General features: G+C 42.4%; 21 protein-coding genes. 3 read left to right on the top strand and 18 right to left on the bottom strand.

Features of this window, described 5'->3' with window-relative positions; all coding sequences use genetic code 11:
• Nucleotides 1–265: 265 nt before the first annotated feature.
• Nucleotides 266–535, top strand: a complete 270-nt coding sequence (gene rpsN, locus GWD08_RS07355) for a 30S ribosomal protein S14 (protein WP_159543201.1) — start codon at nucleotides 266–268, stop codon at nucleotides 533–535.
• A gap of 142 nt (nucleotides 536–677) precedes the next feature.
• On the opposite strand, the gene tsaD is transcribed toward rpsN, so the two are convergent.
• Genes tsaD through tsaB form a run of 3 tightly spaced genes read right to left on the bottom strand, consistent with a single transcriptional unit; the run spans nucleotide 678 to nucleotide 2,798 of the window.
• Entirely contained in the window at nucleotides 678–1,691 is a 1,014-nt protein-coding gene (gene tsaD, locus GWD08_RS07350; protein ID WP_159564998.1) for a tRNA (adenosine(37)-N6)-threonylcarbamoyltransferase complex transferase subunit TsaD, read from the bottom strand.
• On the bottom strand, nucleotides 1,681–2,106 hold the full coding sequence (gene rimI, locus GWD08_RS07345; RefSeq protein WP_159548556.1) for a ribosomal protein S18-alanine N-acetyltransferase: 426 nt from the start codon (nucleotides 2,104–2,106) through the stop codon (nucleotides 1,681–1,683). Before rimI ends, tsaD begins: the two co-directional genes overlap by 11 nt.
• A gap of 2 nt (nucleotides 2,107–2,108) precedes the next feature.
• Entirely contained in the window at nucleotides 2,109–2,798 is a 690-nt protein-coding gene (gene tsaB / locus GWD08_RS07340) for a tRNA (adenosine(37)-N6)-threonylcarbamoyltransferase complex dimerization subunit type 1 TsaB (RefSeq protein ID WP_159565002.1), read from the bottom strand.
• Between the two features lie 262 nt (nucleotides 2,799–3,060).
• Here tsaB and GWD08_RS07335 point away from each other — a divergent pair, with 262 nt between their 5' ends.
• Nucleotides 3,061–3,291 carry an RNA polymerase epsilon subunit gene (locus GWD08_RS07335; RefSeq protein ID WP_159543207.1) on the top strand — a complete coding sequence of 77 codons (231 nt, stop codon included), beginning with the start codon at nucleotides 3,061–3,063 and terminating at the stop codon, nucleotides 3,289–3,291.
• Nucleotides 3,292–3,294: 3 nt separating this feature from the next.
• On the top strand, nucleotides 3,295–4,977 hold the full coding sequence (rnjA, locus tag GWD08_RS07330; RefSeq protein ID WP_159564996.1) for a ribonuclease J1: 1,683 nt from the start codon (nucleotides 3,295–3,297) through the stop codon (nucleotides 4,975–4,977).
• A 636-nt stretch (nucleotides 4,978–5,613) separates the two neighbouring features.
• On the opposite strand, the gene GWD08_RS07325 is transcribed toward rnjA, so the two are convergent.
• From GWD08_RS07325 to rpsL, 15 genes are all read right to left on the bottom strand, one after another.
• Entirely contained in the window at nucleotides 5,614–5,805 is a 192-nt protein-coding gene (locus GWD08_RS07325; protein WP_159564994.1) for a bacteriocin, read from the bottom strand.
• Between the two features lie 54 nt (nucleotides 5,806–5,859).
• Nucleotides 5,860–6,087 (bottom strand): Blp family class II bacteriocin, encoded by a 228-nt coding sequence (locus tag GWD08_RS07320; protein ID WP_159564992.1) that lies wholly within the window; start codon nucleotides 6,085–6,087, stop codon nucleotides 5,860–5,862.
• 241 nt (nucleotides 6,088–6,328) lie between these two features.
• Nucleotides 6,329–7,261, bottom strand: a complete 933-nt coding sequence (locus tag GWD08_RS07315) for an ABC transporter ATP-binding protein (RefSeq protein ID WP_159565000.1) — start codon at nucleotides 7,259–7,261, stop codon at nucleotides 6,329–6,331.
• On the bottom strand, nucleotides 7,261–8,307 hold the full coding sequence (locus GWD08_RS07310) for an ABC transporter ATP-binding protein (RefSeq protein WP_159564990.1): 1,047 nt from the start codon (nucleotides 8,305–8,307) through the stop codon (nucleotides 7,261–7,263). Before GWD08_RS07310 ends, GWD08_RS07315 begins: the two co-directional genes overlap by 1 nt.
• A 12-nt stretch (nucleotides 8,308–8,319) precedes the next feature.
• Nucleotides 8,320–9,351, bottom strand: a complete 1,032-nt coding sequence (locus GWD08_RS07305) for an ABC transporter permease (RefSeq protein WP_159543234.1) — start codon at nucleotides 9,349–9,351, stop codon at nucleotides 8,320–8,322.
• A 9-nt stretch (nucleotides 9,352–9,360) separates the two neighbouring features.
• On the bottom strand, nucleotides 9,361–10,275 hold the full coding sequence (locus GWD08_RS07300) for an ABC transporter permease (RefSeq protein ID WP_159543236.1): 915 nt from the start codon (nucleotides 10,273–10,275) through the stop codon (nucleotides 9,361–9,363).
• Between the two features lie 78 nt (nucleotides 10,276–10,353).
• Nucleotides 10,354–12,009, bottom strand: coding sequence for a peptide ABC transporter substrate-binding protein (locus tag GWD08_RS07295; protein ID WP_159543238.1), 1,656 nt, complete (start codon nucleotides 12,007–12,009; stop codon nucleotides 10,354–10,356).
• Between the two features lie 234 nt (nucleotides 12,010–12,243).
• A complete protein-coding gene (locus tag GWD08_RS07290; RefSeq protein ID WP_159564988.1) occupies nucleotides 12,244–13,590 on the bottom strand; it encodes a glutamine synthetase family protein in 1,347 nt (448 codons plus the stop codon).
• 35 nt (nucleotides 13,591–13,625) lie between these two features.
• Nucleotides 13,626–13,997, bottom strand: coding sequence for a MerR family transcriptional regulator (locus GWD08_RS07285; protein WP_159548541.1), 372 nt, complete (start codon nucleotides 13,995–13,997; stop codon nucleotides 13,626–13,628).
• Between the two features lie 77 nt (nucleotides 13,998–14,074).
• Nucleotides 14,075–14,587 carry an FUSC family protein gene (locus GWD08_RS07280; protein WP_159564986.1) on the bottom strand — a complete coding sequence of 171 codons (513 nt, stop codon included), beginning with the start codon at nucleotides 14,585–14,587 and terminating at the stop codon, nucleotides 14,075–14,077.
• A gap of 326 nt (nucleotides 14,588–14,913) precedes the next feature.
• The gene (locus GWD08_RS07275; RefSeq protein WP_159564984.1) at nucleotides 14,914–16,110 is read right to left on the bottom strand and encodes a phosphoglycerate kinase; all 1,197 of its coding nucleotides are present in this window, start codon (nucleotides 16,108–16,110) and stop codon (nucleotides 14,914–14,916) included.
• A 570-nt stretch (nucleotides 16,111–16,680) separates the two neighbouring features.
• A complete protein-coding gene (gene gap, locus GWD08_RS07270; protein WP_159543247.1) occupies nucleotides 16,681–17,694 on the bottom strand; it encodes a type I glyceraldehyde-3-phosphate dehydrogenase in 1,014 nt (337 codons plus the stop codon).
• A gap of 278 nt (nucleotides 17,695–17,972) precedes the next feature.
• Entirely contained in the window at nucleotides 17,973–20,051 is a 2,079-nt protein-coding gene (gene fusA, locus GWD08_RS07265; RefSeq protein WP_159543249.1) for an elongation factor G, read from the bottom strand.
• 387 nt (nucleotides 20,052–20,438) lie between these two features.
• The gene (gene rpsG / locus GWD08_RS07260) at nucleotides 20,439–20,909 is read right to left on the bottom strand and encodes a 30S ribosomal protein S7 (protein WP_159543251.1); all 471 of its coding nucleotides are present in this window, start codon (nucleotides 20,907–20,909) and stop codon (nucleotides 20,439–20,441) included.
• 20 nt (nucleotides 20,910–20,929) lie between these two features.
• Entirely contained in the window at nucleotides 20,930–21,343 is a 414-nt protein-coding gene (gene rpsL / locus GWD08_RS07255) for a 30S ribosomal protein S12 (RefSeq protein WP_159543253.1), read from the bottom strand.
• Nucleotides 21,344–21,648 lie beyond the last annotated feature (305 nt).

Below are 21,648 nucleotides of genomic sequence, written 5' to 3'. Positions count from 1 at the left end.
GCATTTAATTGGAAGAAAGGGCATCAGTGAATATTGTTGACCAATTGTTAAGACAAGGAAAGTCATTATTATCTCCCTTTGGACTATAACAAATTGGACAACAATATTAACTACGGGAATGATTCAATGGCTAGCTTTTGCTTGCATTCTACGGCAAAAGGTGTATAATAAGGGTATGTTTACCTTAACCGGTTAATTACCAGTTAAGAAAACTAGGAGTCTTGATAACACTCCAAAGTGATGACATTATTAGAAGGAGAAACAAATGGCCAAAAAGTCAAAAATTGCAAAATACCAAAAGCAACTGCAATTGATCGAACAGTACGCTGACCTACGTCACGAACTTAAAGCCAAAGGGGACTATGAAGCATTACGCAAATTGCCACGTGATTCAAATCCCAATCGTCTTAAAAATCGTGACAGAATTGACGGCCGTCCACATGCTTACATGCGTAAGTTTGGGGTAAGCCGGATTAATTTCCGTGAACTCGCTCATAAAGGACAGCTACCTGGCGTCACTAAAGCAAGCTGGTAACAACCCCTTTGACCTTTACCCATTCTTTTCAAAAGACTAGTAATTAGCAATCATCATCGCCAATTTCGTTATCATAAAATAGCCCGGTATGCCAAGATACCGGGCTATTTGCTGCTTAAGATTATTTTAGCTGGCTTGGGAATTAGGGCTGAAAATGAGCAAAGGTGAGGCTTGGTATAGCATTAAGGTTTAAATGCGCAAAATGACCTTGTTGATACTCAATCGCTGCGGCTAAAGCAATCATGCCAGCGTTATCCCCACACAGGCGAAGGGGCGGAATCACCACTTCTACCCCTTTTATCTCCTCAGCTAGGCGTTCACGTAATCCCTGATTAGCAGCTACACCACCAGCTACGACCAACATTTTTGCGGGATATTGTGCGAGAGCCTTTTTGATTTTGGCTAGAAGGACGTCTAACACAGCTGCCTGGAAAGAGGCACATAGATCGGGCACATTGAGCGTTTCACCTTTTTGCTGGGCCGTATGATGCACATTAATAAAGGCTGATTTGAGGCCTGAGAATGATAATTCTAAGTTATCGTCTTTTATCATAGCCCGGGGAAAATGGTAGTTATCCTGTCCTTGGTGGGCTAATTGGTCAATTTCACGACCAGCGGGATAGCTTAGACCCATGACCCGACCAACCTTATCATAGGCCTCACCGACAGCGTCATCACGTGTCTCACCCACAATCTGGTAGTTGCCTGGTTCTGTCACATAGACCAACTCTGTATGACCACCTGAAACCAAGAGGGCCAGCAAGGGATAGCTGAGCTCTTTTTGTTCTCGGGCAGCCATCAAATGCCCAGCCATATGGTTGACTGGAATAAGGGGAAGCTTGTTAGCCCAAGCAAAGGCCTTAGCGGCAGCAATTCCTACTAAGAGTGCTCCCACAAGACCTGGTCCGTAAGTCACAGCTACAGCGTCTAAATCTTTGGCCCTAATACCAGCTTGCTTGAGGGCATCATCAAAACAAGCTGTAATGACTTCAACGTGATGGCGACTAGCAACCTCAGGCACTACTCCACCAAAGCGTTTATGGCTTTCCACCTGGCTAGCAATAATATTACACAAGAGCTGATCGTCATTTTTCAAAATGGCCACACTGGTCTCATCACATGAACTTTCAACAGCTAAAATATATCTATCTTTCATCGTTTCCTTCTCGTTTCATGATTACCGCTGGCTCACTTGGGTCATGGTAGTAAGCTTTACGTTCTCCTATTGCCTCAAAGCCGATTGATTGGTACAAATGTTGGGCGATGTGATTGGACTTGCGTACTTCTAAATAGATAGGCTGTGAGTAAGAGCTTAGGTGCTTGAGCAGTCTCCTTGCGATGCCCTGGCCCTGGTAGGCTTTTTTGACAGCTAGATTGGTCAACTCAATCTCCCCGGCTAGCTGCTGTAAGCTCATAAAACCAACTAGCTGTTGGTGGTCATAAGCATAGAGAATATCAACCGTTTCAGCAGCCAGATCACTTTCTATTTGTTTTTTATTCCATGTTGCTTGCCCATTAGCATCCTTTAAGATCTGATAGAGGATTTCTGCTTGTTCTTCTATGGTTTTCATGGTCACACTCGCTTAATGTACTTGGCCTTTGGATCTGGTTGATGGTTTTTTAGCCAATTTTCCTCAGCTTCGACTTTTTTTAAGTAGTCTGGTACGAAGGCATGGGGATTCTCGGGTGGGAGCTTGCGGCCTTTTTTGCCGATTTCGTAAGCACTAGGCAGGCTGGCTCTTATCTGGGCGTGTGGCAGAGCCTTGCTAAGTTGCTCGGCAAACTCAGCCACCTCCCCAGTAAATGTAACCTGTGTTTCTTTTGCTAATTCTGCTAGCACTGCTTCAAGGGGGGCGTGCTTATCTGGTCTGATGGCTTGCTGGTCACGATAAAAGCCAACATACACGTTATTGCGTCTAGCGTTAATCAAGGGTACAATCAAGCCCGGCTCGGTAATGGGAGCCGCTAGGGCATAGAGGCTTGAGACGCCGACCAGGTCAATACTTAAACTGTAAGCCAGCATTTTGGCCGTCGCCACCGCAACCCTTAAGCCGGTATAGGAACCCGGCCCCTTAGCCACCACAATCCGGTCTAAATCAGCCGGGGTCAAATCAACTGAGGCAACCAAATAATCAATAGCCGGCATCAAAGAAATGCTATGGTTTTTTTTGATGTTTAACGTCACATCTGCTAGTAACTGATCGTCTTCTAATAAGGCCAAAGCCAAGGTTTTATTTGACGTATCAAAGGCAAGGATTTTCATGGGTTTTCTTATCATCTCCGGAATTTTCTATGGTTCATTATATCACAAAAAGAAGGAAAGCCCAAAAGGCTAGCTAAGGAATATTCTCTTAATGTTTTTACTTGAAGCTTATAATATGATATAATTAGGGTAATTATACAGAATCAAGGACAAAATCAACTACAAAAAAGTGCGAATAGTCAGCTGTCGAACCACTCGTGGTTTTGACTGCTTTCTTGTTGTTTAGAATATTGATTCATTTAAGAAAGGAACTTAAGGACAAATGATTTACAAAATCTTTTATCAAGAAAACAAAGAGCGTAGCCCACGCCGGGAAAACACTAAAGTCATGTATCTTGATGTGGATGCTCAAACTGAGCTTGAAGGCCGCATCAAGACACGACGTCTTATTGAAGAACACAAAAACTACAATGTTGAATACATTGAACGTTTATCTGACAAGCACCTCGAATATGAAAAAACAGCAGGTGTTTTTGAACTTACGGAGCTATAATCTATGCCAAATATCGATATAAAACCTCATGAAGTTGGCGTCTATGCCATCGGTGGTCTTGGCGAAATCGGCAAAAACACTTATGGTATCGAGTATCAAGATGAGATTATCATTGTTGATGCTGGGATAAAATTCCCAGAAGACGATTTGCTAGGTATTGACTATGTGATCCCTGATTATTCTTACATCGTTGACAATGTTGATCGGGTTAAGGCTGTTGTGATTACACATGGCCACGAAGACCACATCGGGGGTATCCCATTTCTACTAAAGCAAGCCAATGTGCCTATTTATGCTGGACCACTTGCTCTTGCCCTCATTCGTGGAAAATTAGAAGAACATGGTCTCTTACGTGATGCCAAACTTTACGAAATTAACCATAATACTCAGTTAACTTTCAAAAATATGAAGGTTACCTTCTTTCGGACTACCCATTCCATCCCAGAACCACTAGGGATTGTCATCCATACGCCCCAAGGAAAGGTCGTGTGTACTGGCGACTTTAAATTTGACTTTACTCCGGTTGGCGAACCTGCAGATTTACAACGCATGGCTGCACTAGGAGAAGAAGGCGTCCTATGTCTGCTCTCAGATTCGACTAATGCTGAGATTCCTACCTTTACCAACTCTGAAAAAGTTGTTGGCCAGTCCATTATGAAAATCATTGAGGGCATCCATGGCCGCATTATCTTCGCCTCCTTTGCCTCCAACATTTTCCGCTTGCAACAAGCTGCCGAAGCTGCTGTGCGCACCGGACGCAAAATTGCCGTCTTTGGCCGCTCCATGGAAAAGGCCATCGTCAACGGTATTGAATTAGGCTACATCAAGGTCCCAGAGGGAACCTTCATCGAACCAAATGAAATCAAACATTACCACGCCAGTGACATCTTAATCATGTGTACGGGTAGCCAGGGTGAACCAATGGCTGCGCTAGCTCGGATTGCCAATGGAACCCACAGACAGGTCTCCTTGCAACCTGGCGATACTGTTATCTTCTCATCTAGTCCTATTCCTGGTAACACCACCAGTGTCAACAAACTCATCAACACAATCCAAGAAGCTGGTGTTGATGTTATCCATGGCAAGGTTAACAACATCCACACATCTGGCCACGGTGGGCAGCAAGAACAAAAATTAATGCTTCGCCTCCTCAAGCCTAAATTCTTTATGCCAGTTCATGGGGAATATCGGATGCAAAAAGTCCATGCTGGACTAGGCGTTGACACTGGAATTCCTAAAGAAAATATCTTTATCCTTGAAAACGGCGATGTCTTAGCCTTAACCAGTGACTCAGCTCGGCGCGCCGGGCACTTCAATGCCCAAGATATTTACGTTGATGGTAATGGTATTGGTGACATCGGTACTGCTGTTCTGCGCGATCGCAGAGATTTGTCCCAAGACGGTGTGGTTCTAGCAGTAGCGACTGTTAACTTTGACACTCAGATGATTCTGGCTGGACCAGATATTCTGAGCCGTGGTTTCATCTATATGCGCGAATCAGGCGATCTTATCCGCGAAAGCCAGCGGATCTTATTCAACGCTATCCGCATTGCCCTCAAAAACAAGGATGCCAGCATTCAGTCCGTCAATGGCGCGATTGTCAATGCCTTACGTCCATTTTTATACGAAAAAACGGAACGCGAACCAATCATAATTCCAATGGTGCTTACACCTGACAAAGATTAATAGCAAAAACACAAAGGATGCCACCTGTACCATACAAGGGGCATCCTTTGTGTTTAGCCTAACTTAGTTTATCAATAGGTGGTTAGGATTCTCGCTACCTATCATTTGGGGGCTGTGCACAATTCGGTTGGGGAATTTTATAGGCTCTATCACTTCTGTCAAAGAGGAAAGACTTAAAAAACGAGTCTTTCCTCTTTTCTCATTACAATGTTATCTTTATGAAGATAATAATCCATTTGGTTGAACAGTAAAAAATCATTTTCAGAGTCTGTAACCAGGTGTTAATAAGCACTGATGTAACTGTCAAATCTTTGGTGTGACATTATTAGTCTTGAAATACCACGCTCACTCTAAGATAATAATGGCATTATCTCAGTTTGTTAGCTTAAACTGCCATTTACCTAAATCCTATCTGCAATCTCAGGGCTTATCTCTATTTTCTAGATAAATCACTAAAAAGAGAAGGATGGACGGGAGGGATAAAAGATTTACAGTATGCATTGATGTTGAAAAGTAATAAAAAAATAAAAAATTTAAGTAAGAAGATGATTCCTTTATTTTACTCTTCTTTGCACTGTCAAACATGATGTAAAAAGTGATTAATATATAAAGACCTGAAAAGATAATAAATACCATCTAGTTTGCCTTATATGTCAAGTAGGCTCCACCGGCAGTAAAACCAGCTACACATACACCCTTTAGTACTGGATGAGGTACTTTACAAAATTTAAATCCTGCTTTAAGTCCTCCTAATCCAGCATTACCAGGTGCATTTCCTCCTGAGATTTCCTGAAATTCAGCTGCTGCTAATTCTTTATATTGTTTCATTTTCTCCACTCCAAAAGTCATTTACAATCACAGATAATAGTATGTTTTAAATGTTTAAAATCCACCTGTAGTCCCTGTAACACCTGCCCAAAGTGTAATGGCTGCCTTAGCACCAATATACCCACAAGGTACGCCGCATAGTGGAAAGCCAAGGCCTGCCCCTGCAGCCCCTGCTGCAATAGCACTATTGACATTTGTCTGCCAATTATTTTTACCGCCTTCAATTGCAGCAAGAGATTCCAAGTCTAAACGTTCAAATTGGGAAAGAGATAGTGTATCCATTTCCGTATGTCTCCAAAAAATCTATTAATTTGTCCAGTTGCAACTGGACAAGATTAGTATACAGTATTTTTTGCAGGAGATTCCTCAAATTCCTAAACGGTCATTTAAACGTCCTGAACGGGAAATGGTTTTGCATCAGTTCAAGGTCATTTAAAAAACCAATCTCCTGTTCAATTCAAGAAATTGGTTTCATAAAGTATTTTTCTATCCCACTATGAGGCTACAGCACCTAGAGTTTTTATTAGAGAATACGGGTTTTATAAGTCATGGCTTCTTCTTCGGTAGATAAGACAAAGTGCCCTGGTGTAATCTCACGCATTTCGCGTTCTTGGCCATCCAGCTCTTGGCTTGGGTCGTAAATGTCTGCTGTCCGCAGCCGCTCTTTTGCTGGATCAGGCTCTGGGATCGCTGAGAGTAAGCTCTTCGTATACGGATGAATCGGGTGATTATAGACATCTTCTGCGGTGCCAATTTCCAGCATCTTCCCCCAGTGCATGACCCCAATGCGATCAGAAATGTATTTGACCATGGAAAGGTCATGCGCAATAAAGAGATAGGTTAAGCCACGTTCATGCTGCAATTTTTGCATCAAGTTAACCACCTGCGCCTGAATGGATACATCTAATGCTGAAATCGGTTCGTCCGCAATGATAAATCTTGGTTTAACCGCTAGGGCGCGAGCAATGCCAATCCGTTGGCGTTGACCACCGGAAAATTCATGTGGATAACGGGTAACATGGTCCTTATTCAAACCAACCAAGTCAAGTAATTCTTGGACTCGTGCTTCACGCTCAGCCTTATTCTTAGTTAATTTATGAATGTCCAAACCTTCAGCGACAATATCGCGAATTTTCATCCGACCATTTAAACTGGCTTGCGGATCTTGAAAAATCATCTGGGCATTTTTTCGAAAATCATGTAAGGCTTTGCCTTTTAAGTGAGAAATAGACTCGCCATTAAAAATGATTTCCCCCTCACTAATATCATACAATTTCAAAATAGCACGGCCCACAGTGGTCTTACCAGAGCCTGACTCTCCCACAAGGCCAAAGACTTCCCCTTCATAGATATCAAAACTAACATTATCAATAGCTTTGACTTCGTTTTTCTTGCCCTTATTAAAGGTTAGCGACACATTCTTTAGTTGGACTAATTTCTTGCCTTCATCACGCATTAAGCCTTTCTCCCTTCCATCTGTTGCCATTTGGCCCAACGGTCCTGGATGGGTAATGGCGGTGTTACTTTTGGTGCTCGCTCATCTAACAACCATGTGGCCGCAAAGTGGGTGTCACTCACTTGGTACATTGGTGGTTCTGCCTCATGGTCAATATCCAGAGCATAGGCATTTCGGGCAGCAAAAGCATCCCCTTTTGGAGGATTTAATAAATCCGGCGGAGTGCCAGGAATCGCTTGGAGGCTACCTCTTGCGGTATCGGTAGTAGGCATCGAATTTAAGAGTCCCCAGGTATAGGGGTGCTGAGGATTGTAAAAAACCTCATCAACAGTACCATATTCGACAATTTTACCAGCATACATGACTGCAACGCGATCAGCCACACCAGCCACCACACCAAGATCATGGGTAATAAAGATAATGGAAGAGGAAATTTTGGATTGAATGTCCTTCATCAATTTCAAAATTTGTGCCTGAATGGTCACATCAAGAGCTGTTGTTGGCTCATCAGCGATCAAGATGGCTGGGTTAGCAGCAAGGGCAATGGCAATCACGGCCCGCTGCCGCATGCCGCCTGACCATTGGTGCGGATAATCATTGACATGTTCTTGGGCATTTGGGATGCCGACTTGCTCCATTAAAGTGAGCGCCCGCTCTAGGGCTTCTTGCTTTGTGATGTTTTCATGGGTCAAAATAGCCTCGGCAATTTGCAGACCAATCTTCATTGTGGGATCTAAACTTGTCATCGGATCTTGGAAGATCATGGCAATCTCCTTGCCGCGAATCTTAACCCACTCTTCTTCCTTCAATTGGTCCAGATGTTGTCCCTTAAAGACAATCTCCCCAGAAATATGTGCATTTTTGGCATTGAGCCCCATCAAGGTCTTGGTGGTAACCGATTTTCCGGAACCAGATTCACCAACAATGGCCAGGGTTTCCCCTTTTTTCAAATCAAAATTAATATCACGAATGGCTTGGACATCTCCAGCATAGGTTTTAAAATCAACGTGGAGGTTTTTGACATTCAAAATCGTTTCACTAGACATCTGCTTTTCCTCCTAGTCATTGCTTGCTTTTGGGTCAAAAGCATCGCGTAAGCCATCGCCCAATAAAATAAAGGCAAGAGAAATAAAGACAAGTGCCAAGGCTGGCAATAGCACTTGATATGGATAATACTGGAGGTTTTCTTGGGCATCGGTGATTAGCGAGCCAAGCGAGGCCGTTGGGGGTTTCACCCCTAGATTAATGGCTGATAAGACAGCCTCATACATGATCGCACTTGGCACAGTCATCATAATTTGCACAATGATAACTCCAGAGATATTGGGCAAAATATGCTTAAAGGCAATTTTGAAATGACTTTCGCCCAAAGCCTGTGACGCTAAGACAAAGTCACGCTCACGGTAAGATAGGGTCAGATTACGCACCTGCCGGGCCATGGAGGTCCAACCAACAATCGCAATCGAAATAATGATGGAGACCACACCATTTCCTAGTAATAAACCTAGCATTGTCACAATAACCAGGTTAGGAATGGAGGAGATAACCTCGATAATCCGTTGCATGATGGTATCCACCTTACCCCCTGTAAAACCAGAGACCAAGCCATAAGTCACACCGATAACGAGGTCAATCAAGGTCGCAACAATGGCAATCAAGAGGGAAATTCGAATTCCTACGGTAATCCGCTTGCCCAGGCTGCGGCCCAGATTGTCAGTCCCAAGTAGGAATTTTTTATCTTCGGGCACACCCTGATCGGTATAGGCATCGTTAGCTTGGCTATTGCCGGCATAGACAATCTTTCCATTCCAAAATGGTAATTGGCCACTTAATTTTGGAGGTAAATTGCGGTAAACACTGACTTTAGCACTGTTAAAATTATTGGCATCTTGCTTTGAGACTACAAAAGCCGAACTCAGTGAAAAGACTAATAAGAAAGCTAAAAAAGTCATAGCCACCACGGCTAATTTATTTTGCTTTAAACGCCGCCAGGCATCCTGAAGAAAGGAGAGGGCTGGTTTTTGAATTTTTTCTTGGGTGGCAGCACTGCTAACACCGACTAACTTAAACTGCTGTTTTTCTTCTACCATAATACCCTCCTAGCCTAGGCGAACGCGGGGATCAGCCAAGCTAATCACAATATCTGTCAGCAAAATTGCGACCATCAGCATCACGGCGTAGACAATGGTCGTTCCCATAATAACGGGATAATCCTTTGTCGGAATGGACGTGACAAACTGTTGACCAATCCCTGGAATGGAAAAGATTTGCTCAATCAAGGCTGAGCCTGTTAAAATATTGGCTGCCATCGGACCAACCAGGGTCAAAACTGGAATCATCGAATTACGATAGGCATGCTTATTGGTCACCTGGCGCTTGGTCAAGCCTTTAGCGCGAGCTAATTGAATATAGTCCGTATTTAAGGTCTCAATCATTTCGCTTCTAAAAAAGCGGGTAACTTGGGCAAAGACAGGGATGGCCAGTGCCAAAGTTGGTAAGATGGTTTGTCCAAAACTTCCCCAGCCAGATAAGGGCACTAAGCCCCATTTAAAGCCAAAATAGTCCAATAAAAGTAAGCCAATAATAAAGGAAGGGACGGAAATCCCAAGAGTTGAAAGTACACTTAATACCGCATCAATCTTATTGTTTTTATTACGAGCAGAAACTGCTCCGACAAATAAGCCACAAATAATACCGACCACCAAAGCCTGAAGGCCCAAATGAACCGATACACCCAGTCTTTGGGCAATCAAGCGCGCAACGGGTTGATTGATGGACTGATAGCTAGTCCCAAAATCACCATGCAAAATATCTAATAGGTACTTGGCGTACTGCTGCCACAAGGGCTTATCCAAACCATATTGCTGGTTCATTAGGGCAATCATTTCATCGGTTAATTTGGGATTATTAAAGGGTGTCCCTGGCATGATTTGCATCAAGAAAAAAGAGAGGGTGATGACCACCCATAGTGTTATCAGTAGAATGGCAACACGTTTTAATAAATATCTAGTCATAAGAATCCTCTAACAAAAGCAAGAACTGGCTTGACAACCAATTCTTGCCGCATTACATTTTTAAGGGGTTACGAAAGCTTATTTTTTATAAGCATAAGTAAAGTCAACATTCAACCCAGTTGAGTTGCGCACTAAGCCTTTAATGCTTGGATTTTGCAAGCCTTCCGTTAAGCGGAAGTAGACTGGGTTATAAAGCGCATTGTCATAAAGGGCTTTTTCAGCAGCCTTGTAATCTTGAGCTGCCGCATCTGAATCTAAGGCATCGGTGGTCAATGCTTTTTCATAGGCAGCATCGTAAGCAGCATTGGTAAATTTGCCGTAGTTATAAGCAGATCCAGATTTAAAGAGGCCATAGAAGGTTGACCCTTCTGGGTAGTCACCACCCCAGAGCACAAGGGCGACTTCAAAGTTTTGAGTCTTAGTATCTTCAAGACGTTGCTTAAAGGGAACAAATTTTTCTTCTACGGATAAGCCAGGTAGGGCTTTTTCCCAAGTTTCCTTAATATAATCAACCGCTGCTTTAGCCACAGGGGTATCCGCATCAGCAGTTACGGTTAACTTCACAGAAGATTTGCCTAATTCAGCCAAGCCTTCTTTGAAGAGTTTAGTTGCTTCTGCCTTGTCATAGGTATAGCCTGGCGCGACATATTTTGTTAAATCACTGCCATCTTTTAGCTTAGCTAAACCAGTTGGCGCTAGAGCTGTCGCTGGTTTTGAACCCGTATCAACGGCCGCTGAGACAATTCCCTTGCGATCAGTCGCTAAATTCAGTGCTTGACGAATCTTAAGGTTATTTAAGGCTGCAACCTTGCCAGTTTGGTTATAAACCATATAAGAAGTTGTTGCCTCAGGTACTGCTACGACTGCCTTGTTAGCTTTATTGGCATTATAGATAGCAGAAGTCCCAGAGATATTGGCAAAGTCAAGCTTACCTTGCTTGTACATTTGCACAGCAGTATCTGGCTTTTTAACGGTTTGCACATGAATCGTTTTTGTCTTAACGTGCTTTGCATCCCAGTAGTCCTTGTTTTTAACTAACTTGAAAGAACCGCTCGTGCCATTCCAATCCTTAACCGTGTAGGGACCAGAGTAAACTTGCTTGTCTGAGCTAGTCCCGTAATCCTTGCCAACTTTTTTCACAAAGTCTGCTTTTTGGGGCATAAAGTTAGCAAAAGACAGCAAACTCTTGAATTGGGGGGAAGGTTTATCTAAGGTAAAGATCACCTTGTCACCGTCTGCTTTGACTCCCAGGCTGTCTAAGTCCTTGTTTTTGCCGGTATTAATGCTCTCAGCATTCTTTAAATGAGCTTCTGTTGCCAGGTAAGCATACTCAGAGGCTGTTTTGGGATCAACCATGCGTTGCCAACTATAGACAAAATCAGCAGCACTTAACGGACTCCCATCGGACCATTTGAGGCCATCACGTAAGGTTGCTGTATAGGTTAGGCCATCATCTGATACCGTAACATTTTTAGCTAGGTCGGGTTGCAGCTTGCCCTTATTATCAACGCGGAGTAGGTTACTTCCTGAATTGCCAATAGCTAAAGCAGAGTAGCTGTCAGTATTTTTTGACACGTCCAAGGTAATAATCTCAGTAGGTGTATACCAGTTAATCTCATCCTTATTGCCACTAGTTGCAGCCTTATTACCGCATGCCATCAAAGCAGCTACTGAAGCAAGGGTGGCTGTCCCCAATCCTACACGCTTCCATCTTAAAGTTTTTGAACCTGCCATATTAACTTTCCTCCTCGTATCCCTAAATCTAAGTTGTGAATTAAATTATATCACAATTCAAAAAAAATGAAAGTATTTTTTCTGAAAATTGTGATTTTATTTTTTATACATTGTTATAGTTTAGACCATGCTATATGAAAACTTTTTATTATCATAAAAAGAATATCTTATCACAACTGCTTGAATATAAGTATAAAAAAAGCTACGGAAGGTTCTTCCGTAGCCTATGAAATTCTAATAATTCTGTAGGTAGTTATCAATTTCCCACTGGGACACAAAGGTGGCATAAGAAGCCCACTCAATCCGCTTGGCTTCGACAAAATTGATGAAGATATGCTCACCAAGGGCACGTCTGACCACCTCGTCAGCCTGCAAAGCCTTAAGAGCATTGTGTAGCGTTGAAGGTAAATCAACAATACCTGCTGCCTGGCGCTCTTCTACCGTCATGGTATAGATATTGGCTTCGATTGGCTCTGGTGCCTCAATTTTTTGTTCAATACCGTCTAAGCCTGCCTCTAAAAGAACAGCTAAGGCTAAATAAGGATTGGCAGTTGGATCAACCGAACGCAATTCTAAGCGTGTTCCTTGGCCCCGCGAAGCTGGTACTCGAATCAATGGTGAGCGGTTGCGCCCTGCCCAGGCCACATAGACTGGTGCTTCATAGCCAGGTACCAACCGCTTGTAAGAATTGACGGTTGGATTCATAATAGCAGTGTAATTATAAGCATGCTGCATGAGACCACCTAAGAAATAATAGGCGTCTTGTGACAATTGCATGCCGCGCGGATCATTGGGATCAAAAAAGGCATTCTTGTTGTCCTGATCAAAAAGTGACATATTACAATGCATGCCTGAGCCATTAATACCAAATTTGGGCTTGGCCATAAAGGTGGCATGTAAACCGTGTTCTCGTGCAATGGTTTTCACCACCAGCTTAAAAATCTGGATATTATCACAAGCTTTGAGCACATCAGCATATTTAAAGTCAATCTCGTGCTGCCCAACAGCTACTTCGTGGTGACTGGCTTCCACTTCAAAGCCCATTTTAGTGAGGATATTGACAATCTCTCTACGGGTGTTATCTGCTAAATCAGTGGGTGCCAGGTCAAAGTAGCCACCATGGTCATTGACTTCAAGGGTAGGCATATCTTTTTCGTTCATTTTAAAAAGGAAAAACTCTGGTTCTGGTCCTAAATTGAAAGACTTGTAGCCAACTTTCTCCATGTGTGCCAGGGCTTTCTTTAAATTACCACGGGGATCACCAGCAAAAGGCTCACCCTCAGCTGTATAAATATCACAGATTAGGCCTGCGACAGCACCATTTTCATCACCCCAGGGAAAAACAATCCAGGTATCAAGATCAGGATAGAGATACATGTCTGATTCATTGATTCGCACAAAACCTTCAATAGATGAGCCATCAAACATAGCCTTATTTGATAAGACCTTATCTAACTGTTCGTCCGTTGCTGGGATTTCGACATTTTTCATAATCCCCATAATATCGGTAAACATCAAGCGTAGGAATGTGACATTTTTTTCTTTGACTTGACGACGGATGTCTTCAGCTGTGATTGTCATTATAATCTCTCCTTAAAACTATTCTAGAAGCAAGGTCAAATACGAAAGTTTCCCAAGGTTTGCGCAGGAGTTGAAAAGCCTCCTTGGTTGCGGAGTTCTTCACGTAAAATCTGCCGAACTTCAGCATCACTCAAGGCCTTACCTTTGGCCGCTAGCTTTTTTTGACGCTTAGCATATTCCTGCTTAATGGCTGCAATCGTGTAGCCATCACTAATAAAATCTTTGATTTCTAGCAAACGGTCCATGTCATTTAATGAAAATAAACGGCGGTTTCCTTGTGTTCGTTCCGGTTTGATCAAGCCCTGCTCTTCATAATAGCGAATTTGCCGAGCTGATAAATCCGTCAACCGCATAACAGCACCAATGGAAAAGACGGCGATGGATCGCCTTAGTTCTCTTTCTTTCATGGCTAACTCCTTTTACCCTTTTATTATATACCTTGACTAAGGAATGTCAAGAAGCGATGTCAGATAATCTTACATGATCATAGCTTGCGCCATTTTTTGCGCAGCCATTCAAGATCCGTATTGACCAAAATGGCAATAAACACCCCACAAAACGTTTCAAAAATTCTGGCAAAAACAGACCAAAAGGTATCGTCAGTCGGCAGAGATAAGCAAATAATCAATAAAGCAGCAACAGCGCCAATAATCCCTGAGCGGTTATTAAAGGCGACATTAAACATGATTGTCAGCATAGTCAAAATAGGCACCGCAACCAAGGTCACCCAAAATTGATGATCAAAAGCCATCTGTAAGAGGTAATAAATAAAGGCAAAGCTACCGCCAATACTGTTGCCAAGAATCCTTGATGTCCCAAAGGAAATAGTTTGGTCAACCGTTTCACGCAAGCTAAAAACAGCTGTTAAGGCACCAATTTGCAAACCTTGAAAACCAAGTAGATGAAAAATAAGGAGAACTAAAAAGACTGAAATCCCTGTTTTTAATGTTCGCATGCCCACTTTTAAATGCCGCGGATCAAAATGATAATTGTTCATGTTATGATTTCCTTCCACATATAGCTTTAGTGTAACATAATTTGCCGTCTGATGTGAGAAAAGCCCCCAAAGATTAGCAAATTGCTATCAAGCTTTTGCCCGATGTATCCTTACCTCTAGGCCTCTGGTTAACCCGCCCTATGGCTGGCCTATTCTTGGCGCTTGCTTGACTAAAACACTGGCAAAGCCCTTTGCTCATTGGGACAAGCAACAAGCCTAACTTGTCAGAGAAAAAAACTGTCAGAGAAAAAAACGTTGGATTGATTGATCCAACGTTTCGTCTTAGTCAAGCTTTTACGATTTGGCAAATCCCAAAGGTGGCTAGCTTATTTTTCTGTTAAGGCAGCAAGGCCTGGTAATTCTTTACCTTCTAGTAATTCCATGCTTGCGCCACCACCAGTAGAAATCCATGAGAATTTGTCAGCACGGCCTAAATTAATCGCTGCAGCGGCAGAATCACCTCCACCGATGATTGATTTAACACCTGGTTGCTTGATGATAGCATCCATAACACCGATAGTTCCTTCTTGGAAGTCAGGGTTTTCAAAGACACCCATTGGGCCATTCCAGACAACTGTCTTAGCACCTTCAAGGACTTTTTCAAACTCAGCTACAGATTTTGGTCCAATATCCAAACCTTGGAAACCAGCGTCAATATCACGGCCTTCAGTCACACGAATTTCAGTGTAATCAGCAAAGCCATTTGCTTCTTTGCTGTCGATTGGTAAGACTAGACGGTCACCCGCTTTGTCCAATAAATCTTTAGCAACATCAACCTTATCTGCTTCAAGAAGGGAGTCACCAATAGCGTGACCCAAAGCTTTGTTAAAGGTATAAGTCATCCCACCACCGATGATAACCTTATCTGCTTTTTGAAGCAGATTGTCAATGACACCGATTTTATCTGAGACTTTAGCACCACCTAAAATCGCCACAAATGGACGTTCTGGTGTTTCAACTGCTTCTTTAATGTAAGCAATTTCGTTTTCAAGCAAGAAGCCAGCTACTGCTTTAGCAACATTTGCCGAAATACCTACGTTAGAAGCATGGGCACGGTGTGCTGTCCCAAAAGCATCATTTACAAAAAGATCATCACCTAATGAAGCCCAGTATTTACCTAACTCAGGATCATTTTTTGATTCTTTTTTGCCGTCCACATCTTCAAAGCGTGTGTTTTCAACGAGTAAAACCTGACCGTCTTCTAGAGCATCAATAGCAGCTTCTAACTCAGCACCACGGGTTACACCAGGGAAAACCACATCTTGGCCAAGTTTTTCAGATAAAGCTTTAGCAACAGGAGCAAGTGATTTACCTTCTTTATCTGCTTCTTCTTTGACACGACCTAGGTGTGAGAAAAGAATGGCACGTCCGCCGTTTTCTACAATGTATTTGATAGTAGGCAAAGCTGCAGTAATCCGATTATCGTTTGTGATCACGCCATCTTTCAATGGAACGTTAAAGTCAACACGAACGAGAACCTTTTTACCTTTTACATCAATGTCTTTTACAGTCATTTTAGCCATATAAAGAGACTCCTTATTTTTCTATGTTTGATACCTACAATTATAACATAAAATTGCTTAAAATTCTTTAGAATGAAAGGAATAAATTAATTTTTTCACAATTTTTTTCAAAGCTGACTTGTGCTAAAACGCTCTAACTCTTCTCTTGCTCTTATCAGTGCAGTTGCGATTGCTTCGCTTGGGACCTGACCTGCCTAGGGCCAGCTGGAGACGATGAGGGAGTGAAAAAAGGCAGCGCTAAAGCACTGAAATGCGGCTCTATCATTTCTGTAGTGGGTAACGCCACTCTGGAGATGATGGGCCTCTTTTCATGCAGACAAAACGTTCTATATGACTTATCATGAAAAGCAGCGTCAAAACAACTCATTAGAAAGCATCATATGGAACAACTCTATCACATACTACAGAAGTAATCGGAATTAAAGATAAACATATCACATTAGATAACGTTTTTAAATGTGAGACGCACATTGAAGTCTATGTAAGGATTAGCTATTTAGCTAACCTGCTCTAGTTGCCAACATCGCAAAAAAAGGAAGAAAAGCTCTTCCTTTTAATTTAACAGTCTCATTATTTAGCAATTTTTGCGAAATATTCAAGGGTACGAACAAGTTGTGATGTGTAAGACATTTCGTTGTCATACCATGAAACAGTTTTAACCAATTGAGTACCGTCAGCAGCTTCAGTAACTTCTGTTTGAGTAGCGTCAAATAATGAACCATATGACATACCTACAATATCAGAAGATACGATTTCATCAGTGTTATAGCCGTATGAATCGTTAGCAGCAGCTTTCATTACTGCGTTAACTTCGTCAGCTGTTACTTTTTTGCCAAGTACAGATACAAGTTCAGTTAATGATCCAGTTGGTACTGGTACACGTTGTGCATGACCTTGTAATTTGCCGTTCAATTCAGGGATAACAAGTCCGATAGCTTTAGCAGCACCAGTTGAGTTAGGAACAATGTTTGCTGCAGCTGCGCGAGCACGACGGTAGTCACCTTTACGGTGTGGGCCATCAAGAACCATTTGGTCACCAGTGTAACCATGAACGGTAGTCATTGTACCAACTTTAAGTTCAAAGTTTTTGTTCAAAGCGTCTGCCATTGGTGCAAGACAGTTTGTTGTACATGAACCAGCTGAGATAACTGTTTCAGAACCATCAAGGATGTCATGGTTAGTATTGAAAACAACTGTTTTAACATCTGAGCCACCAGGTGCAGTGATCACAACTTTTTTAGCACCGCCAGCATGTAAGTGCTTTTCAGCAGCAGCTTTTGTTGCAAAGAAACCAGTTGCTTCAAGAACGATTTCAACACCATCGTTAGCCCAGTCAATTTGTTCTGGATCGCGTTCAGCAGAAACTTTAACGAATTTTCCGTTAACTTCAAAGCCACCGTCTTTAACTTCAACTGTACCGTCGAAACGTCCTTGAGTTGTATCATATTTCAACAAGTGCGCAAGCATTGCTGGATCAGTAAGGTCGTTGATGCGTGTTACTTCAACACCTTCTACGTTTTGGATACGACGGAATGCAAGACGACCGATACGACCGAATCCATTAATACCAACTTTAACTACCATTAGTGATTTCCTCCTTATGAAAATCAAAAGAATAATATTTAAGGGAGTGACTCCCTACCTATAATGTGAAAAGATTAACTTGGAGGTGCCTCCAAAATCTTTCAACATGATTATTATATAATGATTCCCACAAAAATGCAAATAAAATAGCTATTTTCATGGCTTAAGGACTGATGGAAATTTGATTGTTTAGACCTCCTTGCCAAGTGATGAGTGACCAGATGAAAATATAAAAAGAAAAGGAATTGATCGTTTCAATTCCTTTTCAAGGGGTGGGATTACTCACCACGGTTTTTCTTGATAATTTCTTCTTGGACAGACTTAGGAACATCTTCATAGTGGTCAAATACCATCATAAAGGTACCACGTCCTTGGGTAGCTGAACGAAGAACTGTCGCATAACCAAACATTTCAGCAAGTGGAACATAGGCACGAACGATTTGGCTGTTACCATGTGCTTCCATACCATCAACACGTCCACGACGAGCAGTCACGTGACCCATAACATCACCGAGGTTGTCTTCAGGTGCTGTAATAGTGACAAGCATCATTGGCTCAAGGATAGCTGGCTGTGCTGTTTTGGCAGCTTCTTTAAGTGCAAGTGAAGCAGCAATCTTAAAGGCCGTTTCAGATGAGTCAACATCGTGGTAAGAACCATCATATAGTTTTGCCTTCACATCAACGATTGGGTAACCAGCAAGGACACCGTTTGCCATGGATTCAACAAGTCCTTTTTCAACTGCTGGGATGAATTCACGTGGAACCACACCACCAACGATTGCATTTTCGAATTCGAAGCCTTTACCTTCTTCATTTGGTGTAAATTCAATCCAAACGTCACCAAATTGACCTTTACCACCGGATTGGCGCTTGAAGAAACCACGAGCCTGTGTCGAAGCACGGAAAGTTTCACGGTAAGATACTTGAGGAGCACCTACGTTTGCTTCCACTTTGAATTCACGACGCATACGGTCTACAAGGACATCAAGGTGAAGCTCACCCATACCAGCGATAACTGTTTCACCCGTTTCAACGTTGGTTTCAACGCGGAAGGTTGGGTCTTCTTCTGCTAGTTTTTGAAGCGCGATACCCATCTTGTCTTGGTCAGCTTTTGATTTAGGCTCAACCATCAATTGGATAACTGGTTCTGGTACTTCGATAGATTCAAGGATAACTTTTGCTTTTTCATCAGTTAATGAGTCACCAGTAGTTGTGTCTTTCAAACCAACGGCAGCAGCAATATCACCAGCATATACTGTTTCAATTTCTTGACGGCTGTTTGCGTGCATTTGAAGGATACGTCCAATACGTTCACGTTTGCCTTTAGAGGTGTTCATGACATAAGAACCGCTATTAAGAATACCTGAATAAACGCGGAAGAAGGTTAGACGACCTACAAATGGGTCTGTCATGATCTTAAAGGCAAGGGCAGCAAATGGTTCTTCATCAGATGCTGGACGTGTTTCTTCTGCATCAGTGTCAGGGTTAATACCTTTGATAGCAGGAATGTCAAGTGGGCTTGGTAAGTAGTCAATAACTGCATCAAGCATCATTTGAACACCCTTATTTTTGAAGGCAGAACCACACAATACTGGGAAGAATTCAACGTTGATGGTTGCTTGGCGGATAGCTGCTTTCAACTCATCTGTAGTAATTTCTTCGCCTTCTAGGTATTTCATCATGAGGTCTTCATCAGTTTCAGCAACAGCTTCTACTAATTTTTCACGGTATTCTTGAGCTTGTTCGAGGTATTCTTCAGGAATATCTTCTTCAAGAATGTCTGTACCAATATCATTGGTGTAGATTTCCGCTTTCATTTTGATTAAGTCAATAATACCACGGAAGTCATCTTCAGCACCAATTGGTAATTGGATTGGGTGAGCATTTGCTTGTAAACGGTCATGTAAGGTGCTTACTGAGTAAAGGAAGTCAGCACCGATTTTGTCCATTTTGTTTGCAAAAACAATCCGCGGAACACCGTATTCAGTAGCTTGGCGCCATACGGTTTCAGTTTGTGGTTCTACCCCTGATTGAGCGTCAAGAACGGTTACTGCACCATCAAGTACGCGCAAAGAACGTTGTACTTCAATAGTGAAGTCCACGTGCCCTGGTGTGTCGATGATGTTAACACGGTGACCGTTCCATTGTGCAGTTGTTGCAGCAGAAGTGATTGTAATTCCACGTTCTTGCTCTTGCTCCATCCAGTCCATTTGGGAAGCGCCTTCGTGGGTTTCACCGATTTTATGGATTTTACCAGTGTAGTAAAGAATACGCTCAGTAGTTGTTGTTTTACCAGCATCAACGTGAGCCATGATACCGATGTTACGAGTTTTTGCTAGTGAAAATTCGCGAGCCATTAGGTTTTTTCTCCTATATCTTTTTTAATAAGTCTATTATAGCACTATTTGAGAAAAAACGGATAGGCAGGACCTACCCGTTATGCTAATTATTTATTGAGAAGAGTTTGTTGGTTTGATGCGGACATAACCAGTTACAGGTAAGTGTCGTACACCTTGTAATTGAACTCAGGCTAAACGCTGTGTGAAAAAGATAACCTTTCCTAGAGACAAAAGTCTCTTCGGCAAGTTTTCTATTTTCACTATGCATTCTATGCGTCTGCGTATCTTATAACTGAGTTTGAGATACAAGTCGCTGACAAAAAGATAATAGCTCCTAGAAGCTGAAGCTTCTGCGTCACTATTCCTATTTCGTCTAACATTTGTTTCCCGCTAAAATAGCCTATATTACCAACGGAAGTGAGCAAAGGCACGGTTAGCCTCAGCCATTTTGTGTGTGTCTTCACGTTTCTTAACAGACGCTCCTGTGTTGTTAGCAGCATCCATGATTTCTTTGGCAAGACGATCTTTCATTGTGTGTTCACCACGTGCGCGTGATGCATTTACCAACCAGCGAAGACCTAGTGTGGTCCGACGTTCTGGACGAACTTCGACTGGAACTTGGTAGTTTGACCCACCAACACGGCGAGCACGAACTTCAAGAACAGGCATGATGTTGTCCATCGCTGTTTCGAATACTTCAAGGGCATCATTGCCAGTAGCTTCTTTGATAGCTGCAAAGGCATCATAAACAATAGTAGCAGCTGTACCACGTTTTCCATCAAGCATAACACGGTTGATAAGACGTGTTACAATTTTTGAATGGTACAATGGATCTGGTAATACTTCGCGTTTTGGTGCTTGATTTTTACGACTCATTCTTTCTTATCTCCCCTCTATTACCCTTTTGGACGTTTAGCACCGTATTTAGAACGGCCTTGCTTACGGTCAGCAACACCTGCTGTATCAAGTGCTCCACGAACGATATGGTAACGTACCCCTGGAAGGTCTTTTACACGTCCACCACGAATAAGTACCACACTGTGTTCTTGCAAGTTGTGGCCAATTCCTGGGATGTAGGCTGTTACTTCGATAAGGTTGCTCAAGCGTACCCGGGCAAATTTACGAAGGGCAGAGTTAGGTTTTTTAGGTGTCATTGTACCCACACGTGTTGCAACACCGCGTTTTTGTGGTGCTGAAAGTTTTGTGTGAACTTTTTTATGACTGTTGTAGCCAATATTCAAAGCTGGTGAATCTGATTTTTCAATTTTAGATTTACGTGGTTTACGTACCAACTGGTTAATTGTAGGCATCTACATTCTCCTGTGTTTTTTTATTTTTGGTTGATATAGCACTCGGTGACAGCCTATATCCGGGTGTACTTTTGCAACTATTGTCAGCACGTCTCTGTACACTTTTGAGAGACCAAAAGTAAAAAGTACCGTCTTACATAATAACACAGACGGTACTTTTTGTCAAAGAAAACTATAGTTGAATCATTCCCGTAGTTAATATTGTTGTCCAATTTGTTATAGTCCAAAGGGAGATAATAATGACTTTCCTTGTCTTAACAATTGGTCAACAATATTCACTGATGCCCTTTCTTCCAATTAAATGC

Origin of the sequence: Streptococcus halichoeri (assembly GCF_009870755.1) — a bacterium.
GTDB lineage: Bacteria > Bacillota > Bacilli > Lactobacillales > Streptococcaceae > Streptococcus > Streptococcus halichoeri.
Note: the sequence above shows the minus strand (reverse complement) of the source record. Positions and strands in the feature narration are given on the sequence as shown.